The organism is Alloalcanivorax sp. (assembly GCF_964221125.1).
Taxonomy (GTDB): domain Bacteria; phylum Pseudomonadota; class Gammaproteobacteria; order Pseudomonadales; family Alcanivoracaceae; genus Alloalcanivorax; species Alloalcanivorax venustensis.
This window is the reverse complement of the sequence record NZ_CAXPXK010000065.1, coordinates 1-9802: the sequence shown is the minus strand read 5'-3', so window position 1 is coordinate 9802 and position 9802 is coordinate 1. Positions and strand designations below refer to the sequence as shown.

At 66.6% G+C, this 9802-nt stretch carries 12 protein-coding genes and 2 pseudogenes; 9 read left to right on the top strand and 5 right to left on the bottom strand.

The features are described from left to right. Positions 1 to 291: 291 nt before the first annotated feature. The 3 genes and pseudogenes from ACEQZD_RS08590 to ACEQZD_RS08580 form a co-directional block, all read right to left on the bottom strand. A pseudogene (locus ACEQZD_RS08590) lies at positions 292 to 528 on the bottom strand (siderophore-interacting protein); the annotation flags it as partial. A gap of 135 nt (positions 529 to 663) precedes the next feature. Further along, positions 664 to 1236, bottom strand: a complete 573-nt coding sequence (locus tag ACEQZD_RS08585; protein WP_335629669.1) for a TolC family protein — start codon at positions 1234 to 1236, stop codon at positions 664 to 666. Positions 1237 to 1586: 350 nt separating this feature from the next. Beyond that, entirely contained in the window at positions 1587 to 1757 is a 171-nt protein-coding gene (locus ACEQZD_RS08580) for a hypothetical protein (RefSeq protein WP_335629610.1), read from the bottom strand. Here ACEQZD_RS08580 and ACEQZD_RS08575 point away from each other — a divergent pair. Then, positions 1698 to 1850: pseudogene (locus tag ACEQZD_RS08575) on the top strand (AraC family transcriptional regulator CmrA); the annotation flags it as partial. The gene ACEQZD_RS08580 and the pseudogene ACEQZD_RS08575 overlap by 60 nt on opposite strands. Before the next feature lie 12 nt (positions 1851 to 1862). Here the strand turns inward: ACEQZD_RS08575 and crcB are convergent. After that, the gene (gene crcB, locus ACEQZD_RS08570; RefSeq protein WP_370184975.1) at positions 1863 to 2249 is read right to left on the bottom strand and encodes a fluoride efflux transporter CrcB; all 387 of its coding nucleotides are present in this window, start codon (positions 2247 to 2249) and stop codon (positions 1863 to 1865) included. Positions 2250 to 2396: 147 nt separating this feature from the next. Between crcB and ACEQZD_RS08565 the strand changes: the two genes are divergently transcribed. From ACEQZD_RS08565 to ACEQZD_RS08545, 5 genes are all read left to right on the top strand, one after another. Then, positions 2397 to 3311 (top strand): LysR family transcriptional regulator, encoded by a 915-nt coding sequence (locus ACEQZD_RS08565; RefSeq protein ID WP_370184973.1) that lies wholly within the window; start codon positions 2397 to 2399, stop codon positions 3309 to 3311. Positions 3312 to 3445: 134 nt separating this feature from the next. Continuing rightward, the gene (locus tag ACEQZD_RS08560) at positions 3446 to 4453 is read left to right on the top strand and encodes an isocitrate dehydrogenase (RefSeq protein WP_335629612.1); all 1008 of its coding nucleotides are present in this window, start codon (positions 3446 to 3448) and stop codon (positions 4451 to 4453) included. Positions 4454 to 4565: 112 nt separating this feature from the next. Further along, positions 4566 to 4835, top strand: a complete 270-nt coding sequence (locus tag ACEQZD_RS08555) for a YqjD family protein (protein WP_142949832.1) — start codon at positions 4566 to 4568, stop codon at positions 4833 to 4835. Between the two features lie 3 nt (positions 4836 to 4838). Beyond that, positions 4839 to 5315 carry a hypothetical protein gene (locus ACEQZD_RS08550; RefSeq protein ID WP_370184971.1) on the top strand — a complete coding sequence of 159 codons (477 nt, stop codon included), beginning with the start codon at positions 4839 to 4841 and terminating at the stop codon, positions 5313 to 5315. 80 nt (positions 5316 to 5395) lie between these two features. After that, positions 5396 to 6337 (top strand): cation diffusion facilitator family transporter, encoded by a 942-nt coding sequence (locus ACEQZD_RS08545; RefSeq protein WP_370184969.1) that lies wholly within the window; start codon positions 5396 to 5398, stop codon positions 6335 to 6337. Between the two features lie 9 nt (positions 6338 to 6346). On the opposite strand, the gene ACEQZD_RS08540 is transcribed toward ACEQZD_RS08545, so the two are convergent. Beyond that, positions 6347 to 7336, bottom strand: coding sequence for an aldo/keto reductase (locus tag ACEQZD_RS08540; RefSeq protein WP_370184967.1), 990 nt, complete (start codon positions 7334 to 7336; stop codon positions 6347 to 6349). Positions 7337 to 7448: 112 nt separating this feature from the next. On the opposite strand from ACEQZD_RS08540, the gene ACEQZD_RS08535 reads away from it, so the two are divergent. The 3 genes from ACEQZD_RS08535 (at position 7449) to ACEQZD_RS08525 (ending at position 9618) form a co-directional block, all read left to right on the top strand. Next, complete coding sequence (locus ACEQZD_RS08535) at positions 7449 to 8354, top strand: LysR family transcriptional regulator (RefSeq protein WP_370184965.1); 906 nt, start codon at positions 7449 to 7451, stop codon at positions 8352 to 8354. 89 nt (positions 8355 to 8443) lie between these two features. Beyond that, positions 8444 to 9178 carry a glutathione S-transferase gene (locus tag ACEQZD_RS08530; RefSeq protein ID WP_335629616.1) on the top strand — a complete coding sequence of 245 codons (735 nt, stop codon included), beginning with the start codon at positions 8444 to 8446 and terminating at the stop codon, positions 9176 to 9178. Positions 9179 to 9288: 110 nt separating this feature from the next. Next, entirely contained in the window at positions 9289 to 9618 is a 330-nt protein-coding gene (locus ACEQZD_RS08525) for a hypothetical protein (RefSeq protein ID WP_370184963.1), read from the top strand. Positions 9619 to 9802 lie beyond the last annotated feature (184 nt).

Below are 9802 nucleotides of genomic sequence, written 5' to 3'. Positions count from 1 at the left end.
CGGTTAATTCTGTCACTCTCAGAGTGCCTGTGCCGGCGCGAATCAAGGCGCGTATCGCCGGCAAGGGTGGTTCCCTTGCCAAGAGACGCAACGCCGAGTCGCGCCGGCACAGGCTCTCCCGAAGGGCCGCCACACAAGCGCCGTGGTCGGTGTTGCGCTCACTTGAATTGGCACCACCAGTTCTGCGTTCGCGCGCCTGGCCCACGCCGCTTGTGTGGCGGCTGAGAGTGACAGAATTAACCGCATGGACCACTAGGGCCGGCTGTTCCGGGTTGGGGTTCACCCGCCAGATCACTTCCATGCCGGGCGGGAATGGCAGGTCCTGCCGGAGGCGGGGCCGTGGTCCGCGTGCATCATAAAATCCACCACCACTTCGCCGTGTTCGCTATCAAAATGTCGCAGGGTGTAGGTGCGTACGATCGGTCGTTCTTCCGGCGGTGCGTCGCCGAACGGCGGCAGCGGGATCTCCGTTTGCCCCGGGCGGGGAATCAGCGGTTTGAAGTTGGCGCTTTCGTGGTTCTTCGGGAAGTCGCTGAGGTCGCCGCGCCCAGCTTCTGTCGCTCAACGATAAGGGTCAGGGTCTTATGGCGCGTATCAAGGAAGCGGAAGATGAAGTGAAAAAGACGCTTCTCAAAGGCATTACTAAGACAGACCAGAATACTTTTATCGAGATCGGGAGTCGGATGCTGGATAACCTGCGCGACTATTAGAACAGACTCCGCTACGAAGCCGGATTTGTGGGAGCTTGCCTGCAAGCGAAAGGCCGGCAAAGCCGGCCGGCAGGATTCCAGAGAGCTTTATGACCGGAACATATACCAGGTCTCTGGGATCCTGCCGGGAGCTGCGCTCCCTTTGTTGCTGCAGGCCGCGCAGTTCGAAGTAGCAGGTGGCGAGCTGGCCGACCAGCGCCACTTGCAGCGCGGCCAGGTCGGCGCCGGCGGCGCCCAGCTCGGCCCGCTGCGCTTCGCTGGCGCGGCGCAGACGGGCGAACAGATCCAGCTCCCAACTCAGACCCGCAGCCGCCTGATACAGCTCGACGCGGTCGTCACCGGCGCCCGGCGGCGTGCGCTCCACATCCGCCAGGTGCTGCTCGGCGGCGGACGCGGAGACGCCCACGCTCGGCAGTTGCTCGGCACGGCTGCCGCGCAGCAGCGCTTCGGCGCGCTGGTAGCGGGCCAGCGCGGCGCGCAGGTCGCGGTTGGCGTCCAGGGTCTGGCGGATCAAACCCGCCAGCATCGGGTCTTCGAAACCGGCCCAGAAGCGTTGTTCGTCGGCGCAGCCGGAAAGCCACGCCAGGGCCACCAGCAGAATGGAGAGCGGGAACACCACCAGCGCGGCGTTGCCCTGGGTGGCCTGCTGGTAGCTCAGGTCGGTCCATTCGAAGTCCATGCCCGGGGGCAGCACCTCTTCGCCGAGGGCGGTGAGGCCGGCCATGGCCTGGGCGGAGGACAGCACCGTCGGGTCGGCCTGGGCCTTGGCTTTAAGCCGGTCCTTGGGCGCGTCGTGGGGCTTGAGCAGCATGGCCGCCAGCGCCGGCGACAGGGTCAGCGAGTTGATCGTGGAGATCACCGTGGAGATGGCGATGGTCACCGCGTCCTTACCGTCCAACTGCGCGCGCAGGGTGTAATCGCCGGCGCCAGCTCCAGGCGCGCCACATCGGAGAGCCGCACGATCTCGCCGTCGTCGCCCACCAGGCCAGTGAGGGGCTGGAAGCGGCCACCGCCAGCTTCCGGGTGGGTTACGAAAGTCCGTCCCATTTCAGCCGCGAATACAGCCGCCTGTTCGGCGCGCCGCCGCGGGCGGACGTGATCAAACTGCGCGACGAGACGCCTCAGGCGGTGCGCCTCTAGGCCTAACAGGGGCTACAGCCGGTCGCGCACCAGCGCCACCATGGCGAAGCCCAGGCCGGTCATCGCCAGGGAGCCGGCCACGTGCACGGCGATGCCGGCCAGCGCCACCGCCCAGCGGCCGCTTTGCAGATGCTCGAACATCTCCGCGGAAAAGGTGGAGAACGTGGTCAGCGCGCCGAGAAACCCGGTCACCAGGAACAGCCGCCACTCCGGCGCCAGCGCCGGCAGCCAGGCGAACACCCCCAACGCCAGGCCGATCAGCCAGCCGCCCAGCAGGTTGGCCGCCAGCGTGCCCAGCGGCAGCGCCGGAAACAAGGCGTTCAGCCACAGCCCCAGCAGCCAGCGGGCATTGGCGCCCAGGGCAGCGCCGCCACTGATCGCCAGTATGTATAACCACATGCGTTCGTTTCCCCAGCGGATGGAAAGGTCTATTAGCATGCCATTCCATGGGCGCGAACGTTACCCCTGGTTACGAATTACGAAACACTATGGCGCCGGCCGCCAACAGGGGTATTGTGGTAAAAAAACAACCCGCCGGTGAATGCTATGGACCGGATCCGCAGCGAGGACCTCAGGGACTTTCTTACCGTCGCCGAGGAAGGTGATTTCGCCCGCGCCGCCCAACGCCTGGGTCGCCATCCCATGTTGTTGAAGGAGAGCGTGCGGGAACTGGAGCGCGACATGGGCGCGCCCCTGCTGATCGTTAACGCCACGGCGATGAGCCTGACCGGCGCCGGCGACGCCCTGGTGATCAGCGCCCGGGCGTTGCTCGCCAGCCAGGAAGCCAGCCGCGCGCCGCGCACGCGCCTACCGGCCAACGGCCAGTTGCGCATCGGCGTGCCCGCGGCGCCCTCGCCGCCGCTGGTGCCCCGCATTCTCAGCGCCTTCCGCGCGCTGTTCCCGCGTATCGCCCTGAACATTCGCGAGGCCTCGGACGACGCCCAGTTACACGAACTGGAGGCGGGCCGGCTGGATATCGGCTTCGTGCACTCCGCGCAGAGCCCGGCGGCGCTGCCCTGGGAAGCGCTCACCGAGGAGCCGCTGTGCGTGATACTGCCGCCCCGGCACCCGCTGCTGACGCTGCCCACCGTGGCCCTGGAGCTGCTCGCCGCGGAGCCCTTTATCCTGCCGCCGGCGGGCCTGGCCGACGGCTTCGTGGCGCGCATCACGCAGCTGTGCGCGGAAGCGGACTTCCGGCCCCGCGTCAGCCACCAGGCCCACCAGTTGTCCACCACCGCCGGTCTGGTGGCGGCCGGCCTGGGCGTGGCGATCGTGCCCTGCGACCCGGACACCGACGATCAATATGGGGCACTGCTGCGCCCCCTGACGGTTCACGGGCGGCCGGCGCCGGCCACCCTGCCGCTGCTGCTGGCGCGCGGCAAAGGCCCGCCGGGCGTGGTGCTGGGCCAGTTTCTCGACACCGCACGCCAGCTCGCCGGGCACCCGCCGACGACCCACTGAGCGTGGCACGGTCCTTGTATCCCTGGGGCCACGCCTGCACAGAAGCGGCCCTGTTCGTATAGACTAAGGTCGCTTGCGGCGCCCCCGCACGCTTGCTTGAATAGCGTCCCGAAAACCGGCAATCAGGAGTTCCCATGGCGGCAACACGCGTTACAGTCATCCCCGGCGACGGCATCGGCCCGGACATCATGAGCGCCACTATCCGTGTCCTCGACGCGCTCGATTGCGGCCTCACCTATGACTACGCGATCGCCGGGCAAACCGCCCTGGACAAGGGCGAGGACCTCGTGCCCCAGGAAACCCTGGACCTGATTGAAAAGAACCCGGTGGCGCTGAAAGGCCCGATCACCACACCGGTGGGCAAGGGCTTCAGCTCGGTGAACGTGACCCTGCGCAAGCACTTCGACCTGTTCGCCAATCTGCGCCCGGCGCTGTCCATTCCCGGCGTGCGCTCGCGCTACGACAACGTGGACATCGTCACCATCCGCGAAAACATCGAAGGGATTTACTCCGGCGAAGGCCAGACCGTCAGCGACGACGGCGAGCGCGCCGAGCTGCGCAGCGTGATCACCCGCAAGGAATCCAAGCGGCTGATGCGCTTCGCCTATGAAGCGGCCCGCCGGCTCAACCGCCGCAAGGTGACGGTGGTGCACAAGGCCAACATCATGAAGTCCACCTCCGGCCTGTTCCTGGACGTGGCGCGCTCCATCGCCAAGGAGTACGAGGACATCGAGCACGAGGAGATGATCGTCGACAACTGCGCCATGCAGCTGGTGATGAACCCGCACCGCTTCGACGTGATCGTCACCACCAACCTGTTCGGCGACATTCTCTCCGACCTGTGCGCCGGCCTCACCGGCGGCCTGGGCCTGGCGCCCGGCGCCAACGTGGGCGAGCACAAGGGCATCTTCGAAGCGGTGCACGGCAGCGCGCCGGACATCGCCGGGCAGAACATCGCCAACCCCACCGCCCTGATGCTGGGCGCGGCGATGATGCTGGAATACCTGGAACGCAACGAAGACGCCGAAAGGATGCGCAAAGCGATCCGTTTCGTGGTGGGCGAAGGCAAGGTCACCACGCCGGACCTGGGCGGCAAGGCCTCCACTTCCGAGTTCACCGACGAGGTGATCCGTAACCTCTGAGCTTTTATCCGCCGCTTTATCAATCTTTTGCATGTGTCCGTAGGCAGAGGCTCTGTTCATCCTCTATGCTCGAATTCCACTTACGGATTCTTCATCGCAACAGGAGGTTGTAATGAGTCAATCGCCGGAAACCGAAGCACTCAAGAAGGACATGGACCAGCTGCGCCGCGATCTGGGCGCGCTTACCGAAGCGTTTAAACGCAACTCCCAGCAACGCGCCCAGGCCGGCGTGGAACACGCCCGCGATCAGTTCGACCAGGTGCGCCGTCAGGCCGAAGGCCAGGCCGAGCAAGTGGGATCGCACATCAAGGAGCGCCCCTTCACCAGCGTGCTCAGCGCGTTCGGCGTGGGCCTGCTGATCGGCAAACTGATCAGCCGCTGATCGATGAATATACGCCGCCCCCTGTCCAGCCTGTTCAGCCTTAACGCGCTGGTCTGGCTGGCCATGCTCACCGGCTTCGCGGCCCTGCTTTGCCTGGCGGCCGCCGCCTGGTTCGCCATGGCGCCGCCCCTGGGCGCGCCCCTGGCGTCCCTGTTCACCGGCCTCGGCCTGCTGGTCATGGCGGTGCTGCTCGTGGTGGTGGTGCAACGTACCACCCACAAATCCGGATCCAGCGGCAAGGACAGCCGCGAGCTCTCGCGCCAGGACGAGCGCATTGAGGACAATCTCCGGCCCCTGGTGGGCGACCGCGCCGCGCAATGGACCCGGGAGCACACCGGCACGGTGGTGGTCGGTGCGCTGGCCGCCGGCATCCTGCTGGCCGCCAGCCCCAACGCCCGCCGTCTGGTTACCCGGGCGGCGGGCCCGGTGCTGACCCGCAAGGCCATGGACGCCTACAAGGATTTCTCCGACCAGGGTTGAAACCCTCGGTAACCATGGTGCCGTTCCGCGCGCCGGGATTTGCGCTAGACTGCGCTTTTTAACGGCAACCGGAGCGGGCCATGAAAAGCGAGCGCGGCGCACTGATTCTTTCCGTAGTGATGTCCCTGGTCGTGGGCGCCGCCGCGGTCACCGCCGCGTCCCTGACCCAGTCCAAGGCCATCCTTCTGGATGGCCTGTTCAACCTGATCTACTTTCTGGTCGCCCTGGTGACGGTGCGCATCAGCGTGCTGGCGGCCCAGCCCGACGACCGCAAATTCCCATTCGGCTACGGCTACTTCGAATCCCTGGTGAACGCCGGCAAGGGCCTGCTGATTCTCGGCGTGGCGCTGTTCGCGCTGGTCGACGCGGTGCTGGCGCTGCTCGCCGGCGGCCGCGAAATCGTCGCCGGCCCGGCCATCGGCTACGCCGTGTTCGCCACCCTGGCCTGCTCGCTGACCGCCTGGGCGCTGCACCGCAGCCGCCGGCACGTGGACAGCCCGCTGATGCGCGCCGATTTCGAGAACTGGCTGGTGAATGCGCTGATCTCCTCCGGCGTGCTGCTCACCTTCTGCATGATCCCGGTGGCGCGCTTCTTCGATCGCGACGACATCGTGCCCTACGTGGATTCGGTGCTGGTGATCGCGGTGGTGCTGTTCTGCCTGAGTGTGCCCATCCGCATGGCCAAGGGCGCGATCATGGAGTTGCTCAACCGGGCACCGCCCCGCGAGCTGCGCCGCCCGGTGCTGGCCGCCATCGACGCGGCGCTGGCCGACCTGCCGGTGCGCCAGTGTCAGGTGCGCATGGTGCGCCCGGGCCGCCAGCTGTATGTGATGATCCATGTGGTGCTGCCGGCGGATTTTCCGCTCACCGGGCTGCCGCAGCTGGACACCCTGCGCGAGCGCCTGACCAGCGCGGTGTCGGCGGTCTACCCGCACCAGGTCACCGACACCCTGTTCACCGCCGACGCGAGGTGGGCCGAGCCCTGCGAGGCCATGCCGGTGGTGTCCACGCCCCGGCGCTAGCCGCCGCGTTCAACGCCCCAGCGTGGCCATGCCCGCTTCGCCGTAGCGTTCACCGGCGGCGGCGTCCATCGGGAAGATGCGCGCCAGGGCCTGTTGATCCTCCTTGCTGAGGGTGAGGCCCAGGGCGCCCAGGTTTTCCTGCAGATAGCGCCGCCGCTTGGTGCCGAAGATCGGCACGATGTCCTCCCCCTGGGCCAGCACCCACGCCAGCGCCAGCTGTGAGGGCAGCACCTGTTTCGCCTCGGCAAGCGCCGTCACCTGGTCCACCAGGTCCAGGTTGCGCTGAAAATTAGCGCCCTGGAAACGGGGGTTGTGCCGGCGAAAATCGTCGCTGTCGAAATCCTCCGGGGAACGGATCGCGCCGCTGAGAAAACCTCGCCCCAAAGGGCTGTAGGCGACCAAGCCGACGCCCAGCTCCCGACAGAGAGGAAGCATTGAGGCCTCCGCGTCCCGGGTCCAGAGCGAATATTCCATCTGCAGCGCGGTGATCGGATGGACCTGGTGGGCGCGCCGCAGGGTGTCCGGGGCCGCCTCGCTGAGCCCCAGGTAGCGCACTTTTCCTTCCTCGACCAGCCTTGCCATGGTGCCCACGGTGTCCTCGACCGGCACCTCCGGATCAATGCGGTGCTGGTAATAAAGGTCGATATGATCCACGCCCAGGCGCTTCAGGCTGCCCTCCACCGAACGCCGCACATAATCAGGGCTGCCGTCGACGCCACGGGAATGCGGGTTACTGTTGTCGCGGACCACGCCGAACTTGGTGGCCAGGAAAACCCGGTCACGGCGTCCGGCGATCGCTTTACCCACCAATTCCTCATTGGTGTACGGACCATACATGTCGGCGGTATCGATCAGGGTGACCCCCTGATCCAGCGCCGCGTGCAGGGTGGCGATGGACTCCCGGTCGTCGCGGCCACCGTAGAAATCACTCATGCCCATGCAGCCCAGCCCCAGGGCGGAGACTCGCGGGCCGTCCCGGCCCAAACGTCGTTCTTGCATTGCCGATACTCCTGTCGATGACGGGTACCCAGTCTGGGCCATTCAGGAATGGCGGATAAACCGCCTCCCATGGTTAACTCTATTCAGATATATGAACAATCGAGACCGCACCATGGACCGCTTCAAAGCCATGCAGGTGTTCACCCGGGTGGTGGAAGCCGGCAGTTTCACCCGCGCGGCGGAGACCCTGGAAATGCCCCGCGCCACCGTGACCACGGCGATACAACAGCTGGAAGCCCATCTGGGCGTGCGTCTGCTGAACCGCACCACCCGGCGGGTGGCGGTCACCGTGGACGGCGGCGCCTACTACGAGCGCTGCCTGCATCTGCTGGAAGCCCTGGCCGACACCGAGGCGATGCTCACCCAGGGGCAGCGGCCGTCCGGGCGCCTGCGGGTCAACCTGCCCGGCCGACCGGCGCGCCTGCTGATCATTCCCGCCCTGCCCGCCTTCTGCGACCGGTACCCGGAGCTCAATCTGGAGATCGGCGTCAGCGACCGCCCCGTGGACCTGATTCAGGAGGGGCTGGATTGCGCCCTGCGGGTAGGGCCGTTGCCGGATTCCGGCCTGGTGGCGCGCCGGGTCGGCGAACTACGGGAGATCAGCTGCGCCGCGCCCGGCTACCTGCGGCGTTTCGGTACGCCGGCCGTACCCGCGGACCTGGCCGGCCACCAGGCGGTCCACTACCACGCCGGCCGCACCGGCCGCTCCTTGCCGTGGGAATACCTTGAGCACGGCGTGGTGCGCGAGATCACCCTGCCCGCCCGCATCACCACGGATAACACCGAGGCGTACATGGCGGCGGCGCTGGCCGGGCTCGGTTTGGTCCAGGCACCGCTGCACGGTCTGGCGGAGCACCTGCGCCGGGGCGAACTGGTGGAAGTGCTCCCCGACTACCGGCCGGCCCCGTCACTGATGTCCGTGGTCTATCCCCATAACCGGCACCTGTCCGGGAAGGTGAAAGTGTTCGTCGACTGGCTGGTTGAGCTGCTGCGCGACCAGCCCGGCATCACACCGTAAAACCGCAATGAGAATAGATTTGTCAGCGCCCGCGCTTTGAACTACCGTTCCAGCAACGAGCCCATTCGGGCCGCGCTGGGAGGAAAACCATGCGCTATGAACTCTTCTACTGGCCCGGCATTCAAGGACGCGGCGAGTTCGTGCGACTCGCCCTGGAAGATGCCGGCGCGCCCTATCTCGATGTGGGGCTGGGCGACGCCCGCGACGGTCTCGGCCTGCCCGCCATCGACAGCTACCTCAACGGTGACGCCACCCCGCGCCCGCCGTTCGCGCCGCCCTTTCTGAAAGCCGGCAATCTGGTGATTTCCCATGTGGCGAATATTCTCCAGTTCCTCGGCCCGCCCCTGGCCCTGGTGCCCGACAACGAGCCGGCGCGCTACTGGATCCACGGCCTGCAACTGACCGTGAGTGACTGGGTGGCGGAGATCCACGACATTCATCACCCGATCGGGCCGTCGCTGTATTACCACCAACAGGAAGCGGAAGCGCGCCGCCGGGCGGTTGCCTTCCACCAACAGCGGCTGCCACGCTTTCTCGATTATTTCGAGCGGGTTCTGGAACTGAACCCGGCCGGGCCGGAGTATCTGGCCGGTGGCGAGCACTGCTACGCGGACCTGTCGCTGTTTCAGGTTATTCGCGGTCTGCAGTACGCGTTTCCGAAAACCATGAACACGCACAGGGCGCGCATTCCCAGAACGCTGACGCTGGTTGAACGGGTCGCGGCACGGCCGGGCATCCAGGCGTATCTGCAGTCGGATCGACGCCAGCCGTTTAACGAGAGCGGCATCTTCCGCCACTACCCGGAGTTGGATACCGTCGCCTGAACCGGCGCTCTTTACAGGAGTTTGCGTTTGCAGCGCGCCCCTGTGTTGTCGAAGCCGGCGACGCGGCGCACTCTGTCCAGTGAAGCGTCACACGACATGGAGCGTACTTAATGAGAGCCATTGAATGGGATTCGCCCGGCGACCAGAGCGTCGCCGAGTACTACGCGAAGGACCCGAACATCGACGCCACGCCCCACAAGGGCAGCGTGCTGTCGGCCCGTTTCCAGGGCCTGGTGGCGCGGGTGCGGGTGGACGCCTACACCGACGGCACCAGCTACGGCGACGTGGTGGCGTTGATCGATCCGGAAACCGGCAAGCGGCTCACCGCGCACCAGGGTATCGCGGTGGGCGGCACGGTCGCCCTGCCGGATGCGAAACGGGCCTTCGAGCCCAATCTGGAACCCGAAGAGGACGAGGACGGCGACGAAGAGCGGAAGTGAAACCCGCTCAGGCGGCGCCGGCCGCGCCGGCCAGTGCTTTGCGGAACGCCTTGGGCTTGAGGCTGTAGCAGCGGCGGGTGCGCTTGCGGCATTCCGCCACCCGGTCCGCCTCCAGCCGGGCGATCAGCTGGCGCACGATCACGAAGGGTTCTTTATCCTCGCTGTCTTTTTTGCGCTTGCGCAG